Annotated in this window: 16 protein-coding genes; 1 reads left to right on the forward strand and 15 read right to left on the reverse strand. The window is 73.0% G+C overall.

The genetic code is table 11. The annotated features are described in order from the left end of the window. Positions 1 to 17: 17 nt before the first annotated feature. From mycP to LTT61_RS08575, 13 genes are all read right to left on the reverse strand, one after another. Positions 18 to 1,415, reverse strand: coding sequence for a type VII secretion-associated serine protease mycosin (gene mycP / locus LTT61_RS08515; RefSeq protein WP_233019380.1), 1,398 nt, complete (start codon positions 1,413 to 1,415; stop codon positions 18 to 20). Between the two features lie 16 nt (positions 1,416 to 1,431). Further along, entirely contained in the window at positions 1,432 to 2,946 is a 1,515-nt protein-coding gene (gene eccD / locus LTT61_RS08520) for a type VII secretion integral membrane protein EccD (RefSeq protein WP_233019381.1), read from the reverse strand. After that, positions 2,943 to 4,586, reverse strand: coding sequence for an AAA family ATPase (locus LTT61_RS08525; RefSeq protein ID WP_233019382.1), 1,644 nt, complete (start codon positions 4,584 to 4,586; stop codon positions 2,943 to 2,945). Before LTT61_RS08525 ends, eccD begins: the two co-directional genes overlap by 4 nt. Before the next feature lie 14 nt (positions 4,587 to 4,600). Continuing rightward, a complete protein-coding gene (locus LTT61_RS08530; RefSeq protein WP_233019383.1) occupies positions 4,601 to 5,431 on the reverse strand; it encodes an ESX secretion-associated protein EspG in 831 nt (276 codons plus the stop codon). 20 nt (positions 5,432 to 5,451) lie between these two features. Beyond that, complete coding sequence (locus LTT61_RS08535; RefSeq protein WP_233019384.1) at positions 5,452 to 5,760, reverse strand: WXG100 family type VII secretion target; 309 nt, start codon at positions 5,758 to 5,760, stop codon at positions 5,452 to 5,454. Positions 5,761 to 5,811: 51 nt separating this feature from the next. Continuing rightward, on the reverse strand, positions 5,812 to 6,174 hold the full coding sequence (locus LTT61_RS08540; RefSeq protein ID WP_233019385.1) for a WXG100 family type VII secretion target: 363 nt from the start codon (positions 6,172 to 6,174) through the stop codon (positions 5,812 to 5,814). 40 nt (positions 6,175 to 6,214) lie between these two features. After that, positions 6,215 to 7,576, reverse strand: a complete 1,362-nt coding sequence (locus LTT61_RS08545; protein WP_233019386.1) for a PPE domain-containing protein — start codon at positions 7,574 to 7,576, stop codon at positions 6,215 to 6,217. A gap of 33 nt (positions 7,577 to 7,609) precedes the next feature. Continuing rightward, the gene (locus LTT61_RS08550) at positions 7,610 to 7,936 is read right to left on the reverse strand and encodes a hypothetical protein (RefSeq protein ID WP_233019387.1); all 327 of its coding nucleotides are present in this window, start codon (positions 7,934 to 7,936) and stop codon (positions 7,610 to 7,612) included. A 99-nt stretch (positions 7,937 to 8,035) separates the two neighbouring features. Continuing rightward, a complete protein-coding gene (gene eccCa, locus LTT61_RS08555; protein ID WP_233019388.1) occupies positions 8,036 to 12,052 on the reverse strand; it encodes a type VII secretion protein EccCa in 4,017 nt (1,338 codons plus the stop codon). Next, positions 12,049 to 13,602, reverse strand: a complete 1,554-nt coding sequence (gene eccB, locus LTT61_RS08560) for a type VII secretion protein EccB (protein ID WP_233019389.1) — start codon at positions 13,600 to 13,602, stop codon at positions 12,049 to 12,051. The genes eccCa and eccB overlap by 4 nt, the downstream gene beginning before the upstream one ends. 38 nt (positions 13,603 to 13,640) lie before the next feature. After that, entirely contained in the window at positions 13,641 to 15,401 is a 1,761-nt protein-coding gene (eccA, locus tag LTT61_RS08565; protein WP_233019390.1) for a type VII secretion AAA-ATPase EccA, read from the reverse strand. Between the two features lie 326 nt (positions 15,402 to 15,727). Further along, a complete protein-coding gene (locus tag LTT61_RS08570; protein ID WP_233019391.1) occupies positions 15,728 to 16,180 on the reverse strand; it encodes a hypothetical protein in 453 nt (150 codons plus the stop codon). Beyond that, positions 16,161 to 17,174 (reverse strand): C40 family peptidase, encoded by a 1,014-nt coding sequence (locus LTT61_RS08575; protein ID WP_233019392.1) that lies wholly within the window; start codon positions 17,172 to 17,174, stop codon positions 16,161 to 16,163. The genes LTT61_RS08570 and LTT61_RS08575 overlap by 20 nt, the downstream gene beginning before the upstream one ends. Positions 17,175 to 17,344: 170 nt before the next feature. Between LTT61_RS08575 and LTT61_RS08580 the strand changes: the two genes are divergently transcribed. After that, positions 17,345 to 18,256, forward strand: coding sequence for a hypothetical protein (locus LTT61_RS08580; RefSeq protein ID WP_233019393.1), 912 nt, complete (start codon positions 17,345 to 17,347; stop codon positions 18,254 to 18,256). A gap of 241 nt (positions 18,257 to 18,497) precedes the next feature. Here LTT61_RS08580 and LTT61_RS08585 read toward each other — a convergent pair whose 3' ends face one another. Both LTT61_RS08585 and LTT61_RS08590 read right to left on the reverse strand, forming a co-directional pair. Further along, positions 18,498 to 20,558, reverse strand: coding sequence for a hypothetical protein (locus LTT61_RS08585; RefSeq protein ID WP_233019394.1), 2,061 nt, complete (start codon positions 20,556 to 20,558; stop codon positions 18,498 to 18,500). Continuing rightward, positions 20,558 to 22,450: a type VII secretion target gene (locus LTT61_RS08590; RefSeq protein ID WP_233019395.1), complete on the reverse strand. Its 1,893-nt coding sequence runs from the start codon at positions 22,448 to 22,450 to the stop codon at positions 20,558 to 20,560. Before LTT61_RS08590 ends, LTT61_RS08585 begins: the two co-directional genes overlap by 1 nt. Positions 22,451 to 22,459 lie beyond the last annotated feature (9 nt).

The raw sequence follows: 22,459 nt of genomic DNA on the forward strand, positions 1-22,459 counted from the left end.
CCGTAGCTCCGGGAGGGTCACCGGCGCCTCCGGCGCACCGCGCTCGCGCCCGCGGCGCCGCCGATTCCGAGCAGCACCGCACCGAGCACGACCACCGTGGCGGCGACCGCGGGCACCGGGTCCGCCCCGCGCGGCGGCACCGGCATGGTGAACGGGGTGCCGCGGAACAGCCCGGCGGGCGGCCGCGGCGGGCTCCGGTAGCCGAGCGCGGCCACCGGATCGATGAGCCCGGCGCCGACCGCGTTGTCGATGCCGCGGGCGGGCGCGTGCGCGCTCGCCTGCAGCCGCGCCGCGATCTCGGCGGGGGTCTCGTTCGGGAAACGGGAGCGCAGCAGCGCCGCGACCCCGCTCACGTAGGCAGCGGCGAACGAGGCGCCGCCGACCGGAATCAGCTTGTCCGGCGAGCCGACCCCGTTGACCAGGCCACCGCCGCCGGGGCCGAGCGACTCCACCCCGGTGCCGGGCGCGGCCACCGAGACCCACGGGCCCGCCAGCGAATCCGGCATGGGCACGCCGGTCGCGGTGGTGAAGCCGACGGTGAGCACGGTGGGGGCGAACCAGCCGGGGGTGGCGATGGTGCGCACCTTCTCCCAGTTGCGCGGGTCGCCGGGGCGGGCGGGGTCGATGGCGGGGTTCTGCTCCTGGCAGCCGGTGCTCCCGGTGTTCCCCGCGCCCGCCACGATCAGCGCGCCGCGCACGTGCACGGCGTGCCCGATCGCCGCCGAGAGCATGGCCTGATCGAGCTGCTGCTCGACCGGCATGCAGATCGGCAGCGACACCGTGATCACCCCGGCGCCCTGGTTCGCCGCCCTGGTGATGGCGCGGGCCAGCGTCCTGATCTCGGCCGCGGCGCGCTGGGCCTGGTCGAACCCGGCACCGTCCGGCACGAAGGCGCCGGAGTGCTGCCGGATGGAGATGATCCGCGCGTCCGGCGCGACGCCGGTCAGCCCGTCCGCCGGATGGTCGGCGGCGCCGATGATCCCGGCGACCAGGGTGCCGTGCGCGTCGCAGTCGGAGAGGCCGTCGCCGCCGGGGGTCACGTAGTCGCCGCCGCCGATCAGGTTGGGCAGCCGGGGTTGCGGCTGCACGCCGGTGTCGATGACCGCCACGGTCACCCCGGCGCCGCGGCTCAGCGCCCGCGCGCGGTCCAGGTCGAGCGCCACCTCCGGCGGCGGGGTGCGGGTCAGGTCGCTGTCCGGCAGCACGCCCGCGGCCAGGCAACCCTTGTCCTGCTTGACCGGGAACTCCGGGCCGGGCGGGTCGTCGGCGGGCGGGGAGCCGATCACCACCTCCGGCGGCGCCAGCGCGCCTGCGGGCGCGGCGGTGATCGCCAGCACGCTCGCCGCGAGGGCGGCCAGCGCTCCCCTGCCGACCCGGCTCGGCAACGGAGAACGGCCGCGCCAGGCGCCGGTCATCCGGCCACCCGCCGCATCAGAGACTCCGCATGGCGGTGTAGATGCCCATGATCCAGCAGGCGATCACCGGAACGACCAGGATCAGCGCGTACTCCAGCAAGTCGATCATCCGCCTGGTGACCGGCGAGAGCCGCCTGCCGGGCAGCCGGAGCGCGGCCACGCAGCCCGCGCAGGCCAGCGCGGTGACCACGACGGCGACCACCAGATCGGCGCCGGGCGTGCGGTAGGTGGCGGCGAGCTGGATGCCGATCGCGGCCACCACCACCGTGGCGGCGGTGAGCAGCGCGATCGCCTGCACCCGGTCCGGGAACCAGCGCGAGCGCAGCGCCAGGATGCCCGCGACGGCCGCGGCGAGTACCAGCTCCCTGATCCCGCCGGGGGCGGCCGCCGCGGTGCCGACCACCGCGGCGGCGAGTACCGCGGAGACGGCGGCGACCAGGCCGCGCAGGCTGGTCACCGCGAGCCGGGCCCGCTCCTCGATCCCCGGCTCCGACGCCACGCGTGGCCGGTCGCGTTCCTCGACGGCCCGGCCGGTCTCGGCGTCGAACAGATCGGTGAGCGTGGTCGGCGCCACCTCGGTGCCCGGGTCGGGCAGGTCCGGCGGGCGGATCCGGGCGATCACGACGGCGAGCCGGGGCGCGGAGGTCAGCAGCACGATGCCGACCAGGGCGGCGCCCGCGCTCACCTGGGCGACGCCGAGCTCCAGGTAGGTCAGCGGCAGTGCCGCGCAGGCGAGCACGGCGCCGGTGACGGTGACCGCCGTGAGCGTGGCGGTGCCGATGCCGGTGAGCCGCAGCATGGTCGCGGCGGCGACCGCGGCGACCACCGCACCCGCCGCGAGGTTCGCGGCGGCGAACGGCCCCGGCTCGCCGTAGGCGGGCGGCACCAGCATGGCGCCGCCCGCGAAGAGCAGCGGTATCGAGGCGAGCACCAGCCCGAGCGGGAGCCTCGGCTCGGCCGCACGGCGGAACGCGAGCACGGCGCCGCCCCAGCAACTCAGCCCGAGCAGCAGCGCGGGCAGCGCGCACCACCCGAGCGACCCGGAGGCGAACCAGGAGCGGGCGAGCAGCGTCGCCACCGCGGTCGCGCCCGCGCCGAGCGCGGCCAGCCCGACGATCGTCGCGGTGCCGGGATCGAACTCGGCGAACTCGCGCTCGTTGATCTGCGCGAGCGCGTCGGTGATGTCCTCCACCACCGGGGTGAAGACCTCCGCCGACTCGATCGCCGCGAGCATGAGCACGGTGCCGTCGGCGATGTCGTGGTCGGCCAGGCTGCGCCAGCGCGGCATCGGCGGCTCGCCGGGCCTGGCCAGGCTCCACTGCCCCTGCGGCGGAACGAAATCCACGGCCTCGTCGTCGATGGCGGCGGCGAGCACGGCGAGCAGGTCGTCGATGAAGGTCTCGATGGTGAACCTGGTCGGCACCACCACGTCCACCTGGTAGGTCGCCACCAGCACCGCGATCCGGGCGCGGGCCACCTCGGCCGACGCCTGCGGAGTGACGGGGGCGGGCGGCGCGACAGCCGTGCTCATCGCCACCCGCCCTGGTCACCGGGGCGGTGGCCGGGGAAGCCGTCGGCGAGCTCGGCGGCGAGCTCCTCGAAGGCGGCGGCGGTCTCGCCGTCGAGCAACCGCAGGTCGATCTCGCCGCCCTCGGCCAGGTGCGCGTCGTAGGGCAGCACCCGGGTCGGGCGCTGCGCGGTCGCGAAGAGCTGCTCGATGGCCTCCACCTCGACGGTCGGCTTGGCGGGCTGGTGGTGCACGATCGCGACGATCGAGCTCGCGACCAGGCGGCCGAGCCCGTGCGCACCGAGCCAGTTCAGGGTGGCGACGGCACCGGTGACGCCGCCGACGGTGGCCGGGGTGACCACCACGACGGCGTCGCTGGCGCGCAGCACGGTGGCCGAGGCGGCGTCCAGCACGCCGGTTCCGCAGTCGACGAGCAGCAGGTTGAAGTGCCTGCGCAGCACCTCGACGGTGGTGGTGTACTCGTGGCCGGAGAGCGGCTCGGTGGCCTCCGTCGTCCACGGCGAGGCGAGCACGGCGAGGTCGGCGGTGTTGATCGAGGTGAACGACTGCACCGCGGAGAAGGCGTCCAGGTCGGGGGCCTGGGCCAGGTCGCGCAGGGTGAGGCCGTAGGGGTGGCGGCTGGTGCGGGTGGCGAGGTCACCGAAGTCGGGGTTGGCGTCGATGGCGACCACCCGGTCCGGGCGCAGCGCCGCGAAGGTGGAGCCGAGCGCGGCCGCGGTGGTGGTGCGGCCGACGCCGCCCTTCACGCTCACCACGGCGATCTGATAGGTGGAGGTGAGCTGGCGGCGGATGCGCGCGCGGCGCTCCTCGACCCGCTGCTCGGCCGGGGAGAGGCCGAGCCGGAAGCCGACCTTGTTCAGCGCGCCGCGCACGCCGGTGGTGGAGCGGAGCCTGGCGCGGTTCGCGGCGGCGATATCGGCGAGCAGATCCATCGAGGTGAGCGTGGTCGGCAGCACCTCGATCCGCGCGGCGGGCTCGGCGGCGCGCTCGATGCGCTCGGGGACCAGCGGGGTCGGCTCCGCCACGGCGTACTCGGCGCGTTGCGGTTCAGCCGGGTACTCGCCGCGCCTGCGGGCCGCCATCTGGGCCCTCGACGGCGCCGTGTACCGGCGGATCTCCGCTCGCGGCTCATCGGAATTCGGGTACGCGGGGGCGGATTCGGGCACGTGCGCGGGGTCGAGCGCCCTGGTTTCCGGTGGTGTCCACGGCCGGTCGGGCTCCGGTGTGCCGAGTTCGGCGCGCACGCGAAGGTGGCCGGATTCCGGCGCGGATCGTGGGGCCGGTGCTTCGCCGGCGCTGACGCCGATCGCCGGAGCGATCCCGGTCGCGTCGTCGGCGGGGGCACGGCGCTCGAGTCCGGTGGCCGTTCCGGCGGGGGTCTCCGGCGCCTCCGTCACCTGCGCCTCCGTCACCTGCGGCGCGGCGGAGCGGGGCGCGACGGAGTGGGGCGCGGCCGCGCCGGACTGCGCGATCAGCCGGGCGGCGTCCGGCACCTGGAAGGGCTCGGCGGGCACCGGCGCGGCCGGATCGCCGCTGCCGGCCCGCGGCGGGGCGGCCAGCGCCGCGTCCGGCTGCGCGAAGTACGCGTCGTAGCCGCCGAGCGGCCGGACCGACTCGGTCGAATGGCCATTGGTGCTCGGCATCCGATTCCTCTCTCTCACTGAATTCGGCTGGTGTCGAACCAGCTTCGCCCCGGCAGCAGCTCGAGCAGCGCGGCCACCCCCGCGTGCACCGCGGCGTCGTCGCCGGGCGCGAAGGTGGATCTGACCCGGCCGTCCAGCGCCAGGTGCGGAATCACGACCAGCCGTCCGGAGACGGTGTCGAGGACGCTCAGGCACACCTCGGTCGCGGTCGAGCCGCCGTCGCGGTGCTGCACCGCGACGATCTCGGCCCGGCGCACCACCTCGCCGAGCACCCGGGTCAGCACCGCGGCGCTGTGCGAGTGCGCGCCGAGGGCGAGCAGCGCCGCCCGCCGCTCGGCCGGATCGTCCGGCACCGCCTCGAATTCCGCCAGGTCCGCGCTGACCGGCTCGAACCGCACCGGAGGCAGGAACCCGAGCGCCGCGGTCAGCGCCGCGGTCACGTTCCGCAGCTCCCGCCCGCCCTGGAACACCGGCTGGATCACGATGCTGTCCCCGCAGCGCAGCGCGAGCACGTGCTCCTTCGCGCTGCGCACCAGCGAGAACCGCAGCATGGTCCGCTCGCCACCGGTCAGCCCGGTGTCCACGATCCGGGCCACCAGCTCGACGTCCGGCCGATGCAGGCAGTGCAGCCAGCGCTCGACCGCCGGGTGCACGGCGCCGCCGACCACGATGCCGAGCTCGCTCAGCTCCGCGGCGACGGCGACGCGCACCCGGTGCCGATCGTCGAGGTCGTAGATGTTCGGGAGCACGGCCAGCACCGGAGGGTAGGACTCGATGCCGGCCAGCTCCTGCAGCAGCAGCGCCGCGTCGACGTTCAGATCGACCGCGACGGGGTCGCTCTCCACGAACGATGCCGATCCGCTCGCTACACGCCCAGGAAGCGGTTGCCCTGCGCGATATCGGTCTCGTGGTGGATACCGCCGGTATTGACGTTCTGCACCAGCTTGTTCTTGACGTTCTTCACGCTGCCGTCGTAGGCGGTCAGCTTGCTGTCGAAGTTCGCCATGACCGTTTCGTAGCCGGTGCCACCGGAACCCTGGAATTCCTGCAGCAGCTGCGTGTAGATCTTCCGCAGGTTGGCGGTGTTCGTCTCCATGGCCGCCACCAGGGAGCCGACGCTGCCGGTCGCCGCGTCCGCGGCGCTGAAGTTGACGTGGATAGGCTTACCGCTCATCGGTTCGCCGCCTTTCTCGTGATCGGTTGTCGATGGCCGGGAACGCGCCGGTCAGAAATTCGTGTTCAGCTTGGACGCACCGAAACCGGTGCCGGTGTCGAGATGTCCGTCGGTGCCCATGTCCCGGTAGAACTGCCCTGCGGAGTCGAGGTCCGCGGCGTCGAAGTTCGCGCCGACGGCGGTCATCGCGTCGATGATCTCCTGCAGCGTCCCGGCCAGCGACTTGCCCGAGCCGTACGCCTGGCTCATGGCCTGGTAGATCGCGTCACCGGTCTGGCCCTGCACCGCCGCGTAGAGCTCGTCCTGCGCACCGGAGAGCCCCTTCAGGTGGCTCTCCAGTTCACCGAGCCCGGCCGCCGTGTTACCCGCCGACGCTTGGATCGATTCGGGGCTGACATTCATCAAAGTTGCCATTGTGGTTCCTCTCCTCTAGTGAAACTCGCCCTCGGCACGATCACGCCCGGCGATCGGCGAGTAGCACCGGCGAGTAGTCGTAGGCCGGTTCGAGCACGCCGACCGAGTACTGGCCTTCGGCGGCGAACCGGTCCTCCTGCTGCGGCTCGTCGTCGTAGGAGATGACGCCGATGACCGGCAGCTCCGCCAGCAGCGGCACATCCGGCTCGCCGCCGGGGACGAAGACGGCCACATTGCCGTCCCGCTCCTCGTCCCTTCGCCTGCGCATGGTGGCCCGCGGCGCGGTCACCCCGCGCGGCGCCTGCCTGCTCACCGGGGCCGCCGACGGCGCGTTCGGCGCGGCGCCGAAGGCCGTGCCGGTGCCCGGCGTCCAGGTGCGCGGCATCCGGAATCCGGTGGCGGAGCCGGCGAGTGCGCCGAGCCCGCCGCTGATCAGCCCGAGCCCGCCCGCGGCGGCGAGCGCACCGCCGTTCAGCGCGGCGAGGGTGCTGGAGTACGGCGAGGTGCCGAGGAAGCCGTGCTGGTCGAGGGCGGTGTCGCCGCCGCCGGTGGTCGCGTCCGCCAGCGAGTCGGGCAGCCCGGCGGCCGCGCGCTCGACGTCGCCGAGCGCCTGCGCCGGATCGCCCGGCGCCTGCGGTGGCTCGGCGGGCGGGTTCGTGATGTCGCTGCCCGGGTTGCCGCCGGGGTCACCCGGGTTGGTGACGTCCTGCGGCCCGGTGTCGCCGCCGCCGGTGTCACCACCCGTGTCACCGCCGCCCCCGGTGTCGGCGAGCCGCTCGAGCCGGGCGCCGGTGTCGTTCGGCCCGCCGAGATCGTCGGCGGCCAGTTCACCGAAGGTCTGCAGCGCCTCGCTCCCACCGCTGAGCGTGGTGATCGGCGGCGGCGGCACCGGCGGTTGCAGCGCGGCGGTCGCGCCGATCGCGGCCCCCGCGTAGACGTTCATCGTGGCGGCCGCGGCGAACCACATCGCCATGTAGACCGCCTCGTTCGCGGCCATGGCGATGCCGTTCTGCCCCATCGAGTTGCTGGCGGCGAGGGTCGCGGAGACCGCGCGGTTGGCCAGGATCGCCCCGAGCGGCGGCATGGTCGTGTAGGCCGCCGCGCAGGCCGAGGCCACCCCCGCCGCGCTCGACGCGGCCTGGGCCGCGACCTGGGCCTGCTGCTGCAGCCAGTTCCCGTGGTTGTGGAAGGCGCTCTGCGCCCGCCGCGCGGCCGGGCCGCGCCAGGTCGTCTCCAGCGCGCCCATCGCCGCGGCGGACTCGGCCGCCATGGTGGCCAGCGCGAGCGCGGCGAGCGCGTAGGCCTCGGCCACCGCGGCCATCGGGGCGGGGCCGGGGCCGAGCGTCAGCCGGGCGGAGTTGATCTCGGGCGGAACCCCGCTGAAATCGAACAGTAGTGCCATGTCGCCTCCGATTCCTTCCAGGCTCGAATCGGTTTACTTCCCGAAGCGCGCGCCCGCGGCGGCGGTCGATATGCCGCCCGCGATATCGCTGGTCTCGTATCCGGTGCTCACCGGGAGCAGTTCCTGGTGGCCGCGGCGGAGATAGGTGGCGCCGCCCTCGTTGCAGCCGGCGAACGGGGTCTCGAAACCCTGGAACAGCAGCCCGCAGAACCGCATGACCGGTTCCGGGCCGAGGGTGACGGTGAGTGCGGTGGTGGTGGCGGCGTGCGTCGCCGAGAGCGCGGCGCTGAGCGCCGCTTCCGCGGCGGCGAGATTGCCGCTGACCACGACGAGATGTTCCGGAGTTACGTCGACAGTCATGGAAACTCCTAGTGAAGCGGGGGTGTCGACCCGTACCGAGCGGTACAAACAAAACGTTAAGGCATTCCCAACTCTGGGAAACCGCCGGGAAAACGGCGCTCAGCCCGTCGATTCGTCCCGCGGGATCCACGCCGACTGCACGAGATCCTTCCGAGAATGCAACGGCTCCACCAGAATTCCGCGGCCGACGGGTTGTTTGGTCGCCTTCACATCGCCGACCAGAATGCCGTCCAGTTTCGAGCCGTCCATGATGAATCCGGAGGAGTTCAGATTCTTCATCTGGCCGAGCACGCTGTCGTACATCGCGGTGTCGGCCTGCGCGATATTGCGCGCGACGACGACGTGCAATCCGGTGTCGCGGCCGTCGACGATGAGATCCTTGAGCGGCTCCAGCGGATTTCGCGCGCCGCGCTGCGCGACCATGTGGTAATCGTCGACGACGACGAAGATCTCCGGCCCGCTCCACCACGAGCGCTCCCTGAGCTGCTGCGAGGTGACACCGTCCGGCGCGCGGCGGGAGCGCATCTTCTCGGCGAAGGCGGGCAGGTTGTCGATCCCGTCCCGCTCGCTGGTGAGGTAGCCGACCAGCTGCTCCTCCGGCAGCGCGTCCATGTGCTGCCTGCGGTAGTCGACCAGCAGCACCCTGGCCTGCGACGGGTCGAAGCGGTCCCGGATCGCGGCGAGCAGCGCGCTCAGCACCGTCGACTTGCCGGAGCCCGACGAGCCGAGCACGATCAGGTGCGTCGAGACGCCGAAATCGATGGTGGCGGCGGAGAGGTCGGATTCCCGGATGCCGAAGGGCACCCGCAGCCGCTCGGCCGGAGTGGCGGGCGCGGGCAGCCCGGCGCCGATCTCCGCCAGCGTGATCCGCGCGGGCAGCAGCTTGACCTCGGGCGCGTGCCGCTCCCGGTACTGCGCGCCGAGCCGGTCGACGGCCGCGGCCAGCCCGGCGCCCGCGGACTCGACGTCGCCGGTGCCGTCCACCCGCGGCAGCGCGACCAGCATGTGCAGCCCCTCGGCGGTGATGCCGCGGCCGGGCCGCTCGGCGGGCACCGCCGCGACCGCGGCCCGGTAGTTGCCGAACACCGTGTCGGTGAGGTCGCCGAGCCGCAGCTCGATCCTGGTCTGCAGGAGATCCTTGACGGCGGGGCGGATCGCGACCCAGCGCGAGCTGCTCACCATGAGGTGCACCCCGAAGTTGAGCCCCTGCAGCGCGATCGACTCCATCAGCGGCAGGTACTCGTCGAAGTACGGGCCGTTCACCGCGAAGCCGATGTCCCAGCCGTCGACCACGACGAAGACGTCGCCGTGCCGATCACCGCGTTCCGCGAGCTCGGCCGCGCCGGCCGGGGTGCCGCGGCGCCTGCGGAACTCGCGCATGGAGTCGATGCCGAGCTCGCCGAAGAGCGTCTGCCTGTTCGCGATCAGATTGGTGATCAGGGCGAAGGTGCGCCGGATCCGGTCGCCGTCGCGGGACGAGGCGATCGAGCCGACGTGCGGCAGCCTGCGCAGCCCGGCGAGCCCGCCGGAGAAGTCGAGGCAGTAGAACTGCGCCTGCTCCGGGGTGTGCGTCAGCGCCGCGGAGAGCACCAGGGTCTGCAGCGTGGTCGACTTGCCCGACTGCGGCCCGCCGACCACCGCGACGTGCCCGCCCGCCCCGGCCAGATCCACCGACCAGATGTCCTGGCGCTGCTGGCGCGGGCGGTCCACCAGCGCGACCGGAACCTGTAGCGCGCCCGGCGGCACCGCCGGGACCATGCGGTCGAGGGTCTGCGGGACCAGCAGCGGCGGCAGCCACATCGCGTGCGCCCGCCTGCCGTGCCCGGCCAGCTGCTGCAGCACCGTCTCCATCACGGTCACCGGGTCGACGCCGGACTCCGGTTCCAGCACAGCGGGTTCCGGCTCGACGGGGGCGGGCCGGTGCTCGGTGATCATCCCGGCGACGAAGAGCTGCGGCGGCCGATAGCCGCCGCCCGCCCGCCGCACCCGCTGCGCGCCCGCGACGCTCTGCACCGGCGCCGCGTACGGCGCCCCGACATAGGCGGCCTGGAAGCGCTGCAGCTCGCCCGAGCCGACCCGCAGATATCCGGCGCCCGGCTTCTTCGGCAGGTGGTAGGCGTCGGCGGTGCCGATGGCGTCGCGGGAATCGCTGGTCTGGTTGGTGCGCAGCGCGATCCGGTACGACAGGTGCGCCTCCAGCTCGCCCATCCGGTTGGCGGGCACCTTCTGCGAGGCGAGCAGCAGGTGGATCCGGAGCGAGCGGCCGAGCCTGCCGATCGCGACGAAGAGCTTGGCGAAGCCCGGGTACTGCTCCAGCAGCTCGGCGAACTCGTCCAGGATGATCAGCAGCGTCGGCAGCGGGGCCAGCTCGGCGCCCTGCTCCCGCGCCCGCTCGTAATCGGCCACGCTGGCGAAGTTGCCCGCGTCGCGCAGGATGCGCTGGCGGCGGGCCATCTCGCCGTTGATCACGTCCTCCATGCGGGTGACGAGATCGGCCTCCTCCTCCATGTTGGTGACGACCGCGGTGACGTGCGAGAGCCGGTCGAAGCCGAGGAAGGTGGCGCCGCCCTTGAAGTCGACGAGCAGCAGGTTGAGCAGGTCCGGCGGGTGCGTCGCGACGGCCGAGAGGACGAGGGTGCGCAGGAATTCCGACTTGCCCGAGCCGGTGGCGCCGATGCACATGCCGTGCGGCCCCATCCCCTCCTCGGCGGACTCCTTGATGTCGAGGTGCACGATCCCGCCCGCCGGGTCGTGGCCGAAGGGGATGTTCAACCGGGTGCGGTCGGCGTCCCGGCGCTGCGGCCACTGCCTGGCCACCCGGATGTCGCCGGGGTCGACGATCCCGACCAGCTCCTCCCAGCTGGTCCCGGTCCCCGCCTGCTCGGCGGCGACCGCCTCGACCACGGTGGTCAGCCGGTACGGCGAGAGGGTGCGGGCGAGCGCGCGCACCGCCGGCGCCGACATGGCGTCGGCGGTGCCGACGGGGCGCGGTCCGCGGGCGCTCAGCTCGCTCAGCGCGCCGTCCGCGGCGACGGTGAAGCGCAGCGCGCGCGGCAGGTACTGCTCCGCCGCGCCGATCCGGATCCAGGTGCAGCCGTCGATGCCGGAGATGTCCCGGTCGGTCGCGGCGCCCGCGGTCTCCACCAGCAGCAGGTAGTGCTGGCGGTCGAGCGTCGGCTGGGAGTTGGCGGAGAACGGGCCGCGATTCAGCCCGGCCAGCACCTTGGCGCGCAGCTCGCTCACGGTCCGGTAGATCATCCGGCCCGGCCCGATGGCGTCGGTGTCGGCCGGGTGCTGGGTGTGCGGCAGCCACTTCAGCCAGGCCCAGTGCTCGGCATCGGGGTCGGTGAGCACCGCGGCCACCGCGACCTGGTCCGGGCCGTGCAGCACGACGGCCTCGGCGATCATGGCCCTGACCAGCCCGGCGACCGCCTCTGGGTCGCCCTCCAGGCCGAGCTGCGGCGCGGAGAGCAGGTTGATCGCGACCGGCATCCCGCCGACCGTCGAGTACGCCTTCGCGAACCGGGTCAGCTCGACCACGCCGACCGGGTCCAGATCCGAGGTCGGCGCCGCCTCGGGCACGATCACCCGCACCTGGTTGGCGATCCGGCCGCGACCGACCCGCACCCGCAGGAACTGCGGGTGCGCCACCTGCACCTCCCACATCCGCTTGCCGCCGATCAGCCGGGTCAGCGCGCCGGGGCCGGGATGGGTGTAGCGCAGGAACTCGAAGAGCTCGGCCTCGGAGCCGTGCACCGTCTTCCGGTTGTCGGTGAGGCTGCGCAGGTAGTCCTTGCGCTCCTCGTTCAGGCTCGCCGCGCCGCCGGACGAGTTGCCCGCCATCGAGCCGCCCATCATGCCGAACATCGAGACCATCATCATGACCGGGAAGAGCATGGCCATCGGCGAGCTGCCGATGCCGCCGCCGCGGACCATGATCACGACCATGCCGCACATGGCCGCGACCATCACCACCGGCATGATCATCTTGAGCCGGGACGGCGGCACCGGTTTCGGCAGTTCGGTGGGGGGTTGCAGGCGCAGCTCGGTCACCGCGGGCGCCTTCGGCCCGCGCACCATCCTGGCGGGCCGCACGAAGCGGCGGGTCACCGTCACGAGGGACCTCCGAAGCCGGCCACCAGCTGATCCGGTGGGATGCCGTCGTGCATGACGCGGGCGTCGCGCTGGGAGAGCGTCGGGCCGACGGCGAAGAGCGAGACGATGTGCCAGGGCGCGGGCACCGGGGTGCGCAGCGCGAGCGCGGTCAGCGTCGGATCGGTGCCGCTGCCGGTGAGCGCGGCCTCGACCCCGTAGCGGACCCCGCTGTCGGAGATCCAGTACAGCGATTCGCGCAGCGGCGACCCGGTGTCGGCGCCGGTCACCTGCACGAACCGGCCGGTGTCGCGGGGCAGGTGGGCGGCGTCGGCGGTGCTGCCGCCGGAGGCGGGCGCGGTCACCAGCGACACCGTGCGGCGCTGCTCATCGGCGGAGAGCGGGAGCCCGGTGCCGACCAGGAGTTCGGTGACCGCGGCCGGATCCCGGTCGGTGCGCGACCAGTGGTAGCAGCTCACCCCGATCCGCTCGGGGTCGACCAGCCGGATCGGCCTGGCCGGGTAGCTCGCGGTACCCGGCCAGGTGCCGGGCCGCAGGTTGGCCGCGAGCACGTCCGGCCCGACCGTGCGGGCCGAGGCCGCGCCCTGCGCGTCGGCATTGCGGACGACGGCGGCGAGCAACGCCGTCACCCGCACCATGCCGTCCCTGGAGACCAGGTAGTAGGCGGCGGGCTGGTCCGGCGCGGAGGTGGTGAGCACCGAGCCGACCGGGATGGTCAGCCCGGAGTTCAGCGTGACGACCTCGCCCGCACCCGGCACCACGGGCACGGTCAGCGGTGGCGCCTCGGGAATGGCCCCGATCAGCCCCTTCGAGACGGCGAGCACCGGCGCGCCCGCATCGATGCCGAGCGCGAGCGCGACCGCGGTGTTCGCCGGGTCGATGGCGGCGCGGACGACTCCGCGCTCGCCGTCGGTGTAGACCAGCCAGGTGGTGCTGTCGTCGCGGAACAGCCTGGCCTCGTCCGCGGCGAGGCCGCGTGTCGTGGCGCCGTCCACGGTGAGCGGCCCGCCGATCGCGGTGGTGTGCGGCGCGGAGAGCCTGGCCGTCGGCAGCCCGGTGCTCGGATCGACCTGGGCGGTGGCGCCGCTGCGCGAGGTGTCGCAGACCGTCCAGGACGAATCCCGCTCGGCGGTGTCGGCGATGCTGCCCGGCGCGCCGGGAATGCCAACCCACGGGCCGCGCGGATACTTCGCCAGCTCCTCCCTGGTGACCGGGACCGGCTTCTCCGCCGACCCGAGGATGAGCCGCGCCGAGGTCAGGTTGAGCGCCGGGTGCAGCCGGTCGCCGATCCGCACGAAGAGCGCGCCGGAATCCTTCTCGGAGACGATCTTCGCGTCCGCGACCTTCTTCGCCGGCTTGAGGAACGACAGCACGGCGGCGCCCGCGATCACCACGCAGGCGAGCGCGACCCCGATCGAGAGCGCCGTCGAGCGGCCGCGCTGCGGATCGTCGATCATCGAGGCGTCCCGGCGCACCAGCGCGTGCTCGATGCGGCGCAGCAGGAACCGCCACCCGGAGATCTGGTGCTTGGTCACCACCCGGAAACGCGCCACCACTCACTCCCTCCGCTGCGCGGGCACCGGGCGCCGGTTCACGCCCGCGCCACCGGGGCGAGGCCATCCAGCGCGCCGGCGACATCGAGCACGTCGATGGTCATCAGCTCCTCGTCGGTCATGGCGAGGACATCGATATTGGTGCGGGTGAAGCGGTAGTCGCGCTCGGATTCGGCGGCCTCCACCACATTGCGCACGAAGCGCCCGTTGCCTGCCAGATCGATCAGCCTGCGGCCGTCCCGCAGGTTCGCGGCCAGGTGCGCGCAGCGCTCGCGGAGCGCCTCGCGCGCCTCGCCGGAGAGGATCGAATCCTTCTTGCGCGCGATGTGATCGGCGATCCGGACCAGCTCGTCGGCCTCGTAGCTGGCGAACCGGATCCGCTTGGTGAAGCGGGAGGCGAGCCCCTCGTTGGAGGCGAGGAAGCGGTCGATCTGGTCCTCGTACCCCGCGATGATGACGACCAGCTTGTCGCGGTCGTTCTCCATCCGGGCCAGCAGCGTGTCCACCGCCTCCTTGCCGAAGGCGTCGCCGCCGGAGAGCCCCTCCTGGATCAGCGTGTACGCCTCGTCGATGAAGAGCACCCCGCCGAGCGCGGAGTCGATGAGCGCGTTGGTCTTCGGCGCGGTGTGGCCGAGGTGGGTGCCGACCATGTCGTTGCGGGACACCTCGATCACGTCGGCGTTCTCCACCACGCCGAGCCCGGCGAAGATCTTCGCGATCACCCGCGCGATCGTGGTCTTGCCGGTGCCCGGCGGGCCGGAGAAGATCAGGTGCTGCGACCTGGCGTCCACGGCGAGGCCGCGCTTGGCGCGCACCTGGTCCATCAGCACTCCGGACTTGAGCCGATCCACCTGCTCCTTCACCGAGTCCATGCCGATCTGCGCCTGCAGCAGCTCCGACGCCTCCGCGAGCAGCGTGTCGCGCTCGGCCTTTGCCGCCGATGCCGCCGCCTCGGCCGGGTCGAGGCCGGTGGCCGGATCCCAGACGTCGGTGCGCGAGGCGATGATCTCGGCGGTGGCGACCTCGAGCCGGAATCCCTTGTCCCGCAGCGCCTGCTGCCACTCCGGGCGGTCCGGCCAGAGCGCCGAGCTGCGCAGCCCGCCGAGGATGCGGTCGGCCTCCTCGTGGTCGCCGTTGTGCCGCAGCAGCATGCCGTGCAGGTAGTGCGCGTCGGCCCAGATGTAGGAGAGGTTGCCGGAGCGGCTGTCGTCGACGATGCGCTGGGCCCGGGAGAGCGCCTCGCCGGTGCGGCCGGTGTGCGCGAGCGCGGTCGCCGCCATGAGCTCGGCGGCGATGTCGAGCAGCCCGTCCTCCAGCACCGGGCGGGCGGTGCGCGCGGCGAGCACGTCCGGCCAGCGCTTGGTGCGGAAGTACAGCGACATCCGCACGAAGTCGGCGATGTCGTCGCTCGGGACGCTCTCCAGGATGGTGGCCGCCTCGGCCCACTCGCCGTCCGCGGCGTAGGAGCAGGCCTGCGCGACCGAGATCTGGTCGCGGTCGGCCATCGCCACCCGCAGCCCGTACATCCCGATCTCCACCTGGCACCACAGCGCGCGGTCGACCAGCCCGGCGCGCTGCTGATCGCGGTACAGGTTGTGCACCGAGCGGAACGCGCCGTAGATCACCTCCGGGGTGACCTCGCCCGCCATCGCCCGGCCCAGCCAGGCATCGCACATATCCGGATCGAGATCGGTGGCCGCCCGGAACGCGGCCCTCGCATGCTCTTCATTGCGCGCCGCACCGGTGACCAGTCCCAGATTCTGAACCCCGGTGTAGAACGCGTCCTCGGCCGCTGACAACTCGGATTTCCCTTCCGCCGATCTCGCCTGCGAGAACGATAGGTTCCGGCCCCCGCGGACCGGTTGCGCGCGCTTCCCACCGCTGGGAAGCGGTTATATGACGTCTCATAGGTGTACATCGTTGCGTGTGCCGTTGTTCAAGTGTAAGGTTTGAGACGGATCGGTCAGACCCTCATCCTGCCGATCCGCACACCGGCGGTTACCGGTGACGCCGGCACGGCATCGGTAACCACCGGAACCCCTCTCAGGACGCGGGCGGATCCCGCTTCCGGCCACGGAGACCGGTGGTGTCGGACGCCACCGGTCTCCGTCGGTGTTTCCGGGGTTCAGCCGTTCTCGTCGCGGGGGCGGGGGTGGCGGACCGAGGGGACGGTGACGCTCGGTGCGGGGCGGTGGGTTCGCCAGGGGGTGCGGGGGCGTTGCCCGGTCACGGGGGTTTCGACATTCGCCGGGGTGCGCGGGGGTCTGCGCCAGGGGGTGTGGTTCGCCCGTTTCCCCTCCGCTCCCCCATCTTCGGGCGACGGCGCACTCGTGAGCGGGGGCGCGCCGGTCCCGGCTTCCGCGACCACCCCGCTTCCGGTGCGCTCCAGTGCCGCGACGACCCCGGCGAGCACCGACACCTGCCGGAGCAGCTCCTCGAGCAGCCGCACGCGGTGCCGCACCGCATCGGCGTCGATGTGGTGCACCAGCGCGCGCACGCCGTCCTCGTCCAGCGCCGGGTACGGCACGCCGATGAGGTCGAGCAGGAAGGCGGCCTCGTCAGGCATCTCGATCGGCACGCCCGGCTCCCCCGGCGGGCAGCACCCGGACGATGATCGCCTGGTCCGGCATGGACGTCCGCTTCACCTTCTCGCCCGGCGTCGGCGCCTCGACGACGGTGTCGCGGTCCACCGCCAGCTGCACGTGCTCCGGTCCGCGCGAGCTGAACGAGTCCTTCGGGAAGACCAGGTCGCCCGGCTGCACCTGATCCATCGGCACCTGCCTGCCGCTGTAGATCTGGTCGTAGGTGGTGCGCGGCAGGATCACCTCGCCGCCGGAGGCCTGCGCGATGGCGTACTGGGTCAGCCCGGAGCAGTCGAAACCGCCGCCGGTGGGCCCGCTCGCGCCGCCGCCACCCCACACGTAGTCCAGCCCGATCTGGCCGAACGCGGCCTGCACCGCGGCGCTGCCCGCGGTGCCGTCGTCCCGGAACATCGCGGGAACATCCCTGGTGCGGCCGTTGCGGTTCGCGGACCGGGAGCGGGAACGATAGCCGGAGCGCGAACGGTTGCGCCTGCGCCTGGACGCGGGGACGGCGCGGGTGAACTTCTGCAGCGGCACCTCCGGCGGCATGATCTGCGACGCCTGCTTGCGGGCCGCGGCCACGTCGGCGTCGACCTGGCGGACGGCATTGGTGACCGTGGTGTGCGCGGCGTCCAGCAGCGCGGGGCCGGAGAACCTGGCCCCGCCGAGCGCGGCGAGCGCCTGCACCCGGCTGCGGAAATCCGCGAGCTGATCGGTCAGCCGGGAGCGGCCGTGCACCGTGCCGTTGCCGGATTCCCCGACGGTGCTGCCGACCACGCCGTCGCGCCTGCTGTGCGCATCGGCGATCGAGCTGCGCATCCCCTCCGCCTGCGTGTACCCGCCCGCGCCCGCGCCCGCCACCCGGGGCTCCGTGGTCGCCACGGCGAAGGCGGGCCCGGCCGCCCGGTTCGCGTCGGGGCTGCCCGCGCCGTACAGCTCGAGCATCGAGCGCAGCACCCCGTCCACATCGCCGCTCAGCGCCCGTGCCATTCGACCGGCTCGCCCTCGCGCGGTGCGGACCATCTCTCGATTCGCATTCGCTCATTGTGGAGACGCCGGATTCGCGAATATTCCCAATCCTGGGGGTGACCGGTTCTGCCCGCGTTTCCCACCGGGGAGAAGCCGGGACAATGAACGGAATCCGAGGAAGGTGGTGCGCCATGCCCGTCGACACTGCGGGATCCGACACCGAGGATGCCGCGAAGATCGCCGCGACGCCGCTGATGACGCTCGCCGCGGGAAAGAACTACTGGCCGGTCGAGCTGGTCCGGCCGCCGGGTGGCTCGCCGGGGCTGCTCGCCTTCGTCGCGCTGGCCGAGATCGCCATCCAGACCGCGGTCGACCTGCTCGGCCGCGGCATGCCGAAGCCGCCGCCCAAGGTCGATGACCTGCTGCAGCCGGTAGTGCTGGAGAACATCGGCAAGGGCAAGGGCGTCGACGAGTACGAGAAGGCGATCACCGCCGTCCAGGCGCGCCAGACCACGCTGCTCACCCTGGACACCCAGGTGCTGAAGACCTCGGTGGTGGTCGCCGCCGAGCAGAACGAGACGCTGCGGGCGATCAAGACCATCGTGGCCGAGCTGAACGCCGCGCTCACCGCCGCGGGCAAGGCGAAACTGCAGCCCGCGCAGGAGAAGGCGCTGCTGAAGAAGGTGGCCGACGCCGTCGACGCGATCTACGACAAGGTCGAGGCGGTCGCCAAGCTCAACGAGGACATGGCGGGCGGGGACAAGAACGAGGGCGGGAGCAAGAAGGTCTCGACCGGCGCGGCCACGCCCGGCGGCGGTGGGGGCGGTGGTGACGGCGGGCTCGGCGGGATCCTGCCGATGCTCGCCATGCTGCCGATGATGGCGATGCCGCTGCTCTCGCAGATCCCGGAGGCGCTGAAGCAGCAGGAAGAGGATCGGAAGGAGGCGGAGGAGGACAAGGAGGAGAAGGCCGGGAAGGACCCGGCGGCACCCGCCGATCCGAACGCGCCGGGCCCCGATCCGAACGCGCAGGCGGGTGATCAGGGCGGGCCGCCCCCGCCGACGAACGCCGAGCCCATTCCGGACCCGACCGCGGTGGTCTAGGGGCTCCGCGGCGTTCCGAGTTCCCGCGTCGGCCCTGACCTTCCCGCGACAGCGGTCCTTCCCGCGACAGCGCACCGACGGTCCAGATCCCCGCTCCGACGGCCCGGGTCCCCCGCCACGGCGGTTCGAATTCCGCCGCGAAAGTTCAGCTCCCCGCCACAGCGGTTCGAATTCCGCTCCGACAGTTCAGCTCCCCGGCGGTTGCGGTTTGTTTCCTGCCCCCCCGGCGGTGCGCTCGGCGTCAGATGGTGACGCTGACGGGCGGGGGTGCGGTGACCGCGGGCGGCATGGGAACCGGCGGGGTCGAGGGGGTGGCGGGAATGGGCGGCGCCTCCTCGGCACCCGGCACGGCCTGCTCGCCGATTCCGGCACCACCGGGGCGGGCGAAACCGAGGAACTCGCCGTCGGCGGGGTTGTTCGGGTCCAGCGGGATGATCTGCCCGTCGACGACGATGTTGGGCACCCCGTCGACCACCACCACGAGCCCGGTGTGGTCCCGCCACTGCGCGACATCCCCGGTCCTGACGTCGTTGCCGTCCACAACGGTCCACGGATTGGCGGCCGACGACTCGCCCGGCGTGCCGACGTAGGCGGCCCTGGCATCGCTGCCGTTGGGGTTGTTCAGCTCGCGCTGGATCGCCTCCGCCACCACCTGCGAGACCTGCTGCGTGCTCGGCGGTTTCGTCGGCAGCTGCACGTCGACCATGGACTTGTTGCCGAGCACCACCGGCGGCGGTGCGGCCGGGTCGGCCGTCACCGTTCCCGGCGGCGGGGCGGTGACCGGGTTCTGCACCTGCTGCACCGGCACGTTCGGGTCCTGCCCCGGCTCGGGTTCCCGCTCGTCCTCGCGCTCGTCCTGGTCCTCGCGGTCGCGGTCGCGGTCCCGGTCGCGGCCCTGCGACATGGACTGCATCATCTGTTGCATCATCATCATCATGGGCAGTGACTGCATCATCTGATTCATCCCGGAGCCCGCACTGCCGGTCGAGCCACCTCCGGTGGAGCCACCACCGCCCGCCACGGTGCCGCCGGGACCGCCTGCCGTCGTGCCCGCGCCCCCCTCGATCTCCTTGATCGCCGAGTTCAGCATGTCGACGATCTTGTTCGAGCCGCTGCCGCCCGCCGCGAGCGGATCGGCGCCGAGCGCGGTGTCGGTGCCGAGCAGGTCGCCGTAGAGGCCGCTGAAATCCTGGGTGCCGGGCGGCCCCGCGGAGGTGTCGGTGTACTGCCCGCCGCCGTTGTTGTTCCGCCCGCCGCCGTTGTTCTCGCCGTCGTACTTCGGCTCCTTGTCCTTGACGTCGCCGCCGCCCGCGTCCGCGGCGTCGCTGACCTTCTTGATCTCGCTCTCGACGAAGTGGACCATGTCGTGCAGCACGCCGAGCAGGAAGTCCTCGGTGGCCGGGGGGAGTTTCGGATCCCCGACCACGTTGCCCTTCTCGTCGTACTTGATCTCCATCGGCGTGTCCATCACGACCTCGGGCACCTGATACGCCCGGCGCGGCGCGAACAGCTTCTCGTTCGTCGAGTCGACCCGCGCCTCGATGGCCTTGAGCGCGGCCGCGGACTTGGCGGAGAGGTCGCTGGTGGTGACGTGCACCTGCTGGACCTTCTGGTACAGGTCGGCATTGACCTTGTCGAGCCGATCGGTTTTGCCCTGGTAGCGGTCGGTCATGGTGGAGTCGATCCAGGTGCCCTGCAGCCCGGCGTCGGTGAGCAGCTGGTCGAGGGAGGGGTTCGCGGTCTCCTTGCCGTTGCCCCACAGCTCCCTGGCGCAGGAGGTGATGAGGAAGTTCTCGCAGATGTCGATGTGCTTGTCCAGGTTGGCCGATGCGCCGTACGGGTGGTGCAGGTGCCAGTCCAGGCCGCGATCGGGGTCGGGTCCGGCGACCGTGCCGATCGGCTTGTTGTCCTTGTCCAGGAAGACCAGGCTGCCGTCGTTGTTCAGTTGCAGCCGGACCGCACCCGGCACCTTGTCGGTCGCCCAGACCGGGAGCGACTGGTAGTAGGCGTCGGCCTTGAGGATGATCTGCCCGTCCGGGCCGATCGAGGCGGCCAGGATATTGCCGCTGCCCCGGTCGGTGGACGGGTTGGTGTTGGTGGTCGCGGACTCCCAGACCACGCCGTTCGGCCCGGTCAGTACCAGATTGCCGTTGTCCAGCATCAACTGGTACTTGCCGTCTTGGGACTTGATCGGGGAGCCGGAGAGGATCGCGCCGCCGACGTCGACGCCGTTTCCGGTGGTGTCGCCCTTGGTATCGACCTTGGCGTCGATCTTCGGCTCGGGCGCCTTGGGCGGCGCCATCAGACCGACCGCTCCGGCGGCGGGCTACTCGGGGCGGCGACCGCACCAGCGGGCGGCCCGGCGCCGACGGCGGGCGCGGTGACCGCGCCCGGCACCGCGGCGCCCGCGGGCACGGCGACCCGCTCGGGCACCGAGACCGCAGGCGGGACCGCGGTGAACTGCGGATGCTCGGTGATCTGCCCGTGCGCGTAGACCGCGTCCCGCAGCGTCTGCCTGGTGGGCTCGCCCGCCAGCAACAGCACCAGCTCGGTGCAGCGGCGTTCGAAGACCAGGTCGCGCAGCGGGGTGGTGGCGGCGTCCACCCGGAGTTCGCCGAGCTCGACCCGGCCGACGTCGATGCGCTGGGCGAGCATCGAGGCGGCGAGCAGGTCGTCGGCGTCGCGCAGCTCGTCCCACAGGCGACGCGGGACGGTGCCGCCCGCGGTCAGCTCGACCAGGATCCGCTCGCGCAGTTGCCGCGCGGCGCGGGCGTCCGGCGGAGTCCGGTTCGCGCGCCCGGTGGCGGCGTTCGCGGTCACCGCGAGCTCGAGCACGTGCGCGCGGAGCTGCGAATCCGGGACGGCCGCCGCCTGTTCCAGCCCGGCGATGGAGCCGGCCAGGCCGAGCCGGTCGGTGGTGTCCGGGGTGGGGACCCGCAGGTCGAGGTCGTAGGCGGGGCCGACATGGTCGGCGATGGCGGTGCTGCCGAGCCGCAGCCGCAGCCCGGGGTCGATCGGCCCGGACGAGGCGAGCGCGGAGAGCCCGGCGTTCGCCTTGGCGCCCCAGGCGAGCGCGAACTCGGCGAGTACCCGGGCCGGGTCGGCGATCCCCTCCCACGGCGAGCCGCCGTGCTCGGGGGTCTCCAGCAGGGCGTCCCAGAGCCACGGGGTGGAGATCTCGCGCGGCAGGTGCAGCCCGGCGGGCAGCCAGCCGCGGCCCTCGTTGCTGGTGATGAAGACGCCCGCCCCGGCGGGGCCGCGCAGCACGGCGACGGCCCAGGTCGTGCCGACCGCCGTCTCGGTGGCGGCGAGCACGCCCGCGAGCAGCGTCCTGGCCAGCACCAGGTCGTCGTCGACCGCGGCGCCGACGATGTGGCCCGGCTCCGCCGCGTCCTGCCTGGCGTTCGCGACGGCCGCCGCGAACGGGGTCGGCATCGGTGCGGCCGGAACGGCGTCCGCCCGGTTCGCGCCGTTCTGCGTCTGGCGTTCGTCGGCTCCGGCCGCGAGCGGCCCGAGCGGAACGGGCGGCGCGACACCGGATCCGGGCGGCACGGTGGTTCCCGAGCTCGCCGCGGGGTTCGTGCCGTGGTCGGTGCTCACCGGTGCGATCCCGCCCGCGCGGTCGGTGCCGCCGTGGTCCGCGCCCGCCGTGGTGAGCGGGGCGGGTGGCGTGATCGGGGCGGCCGTGGCACCGGCGGGCGCCGCGCCGTCGGCGCCCGCGCCACCCGGCGCCGTGACGGCCGGGGCGCTGCCGTTGGTCGCCGGTGCGGCGTGCGCGGGTTCACCGGACAGCTGCGCGGCAGGCGCCGCGGACACCGGCGATGGGCCGGTGTCGGCGGTGACGGGCGCGGGGCCGAGCGCGGAGACCGACGGGGTTCCGGTCGACTCGCTGACCTCCGCCCCCGCGGTGCGCGTGCGCGCGGCCAGGTCCTCGTCGGTCTGCTCGTAGGTGTCGGCCGAGGCGCGCAGCGCGGCCGCGGTGTCGTCGTGCTCCCTGGCCAGGTTCTCCGCCGCCCGCTGCCTGGCGTCGTAGTACCGCACGAGCGCGTCGTAGACCGGTTGCGCGATCTTGCCGTAGGTGGGCAGGAAGTTCGTCAGCCAATCCGCCGGCGGCTTGCCCCACTCCCTGGTGTCCTGGGCGATCCGATCGTGCTGCGCGGCCAGCTGACGCAACACCGCAGGGTCGATGTTCATGCTTTCCGG

Origin of the sequence: Nocardia asteroides (assembly GCF_021183625.1) — a bacterium.
Lineage (GTDB): Bacteria > Actinomycetota > Actinomycetes > Mycobacteriales > Mycobacteriaceae > Nocardia > Nocardia asteroides_A.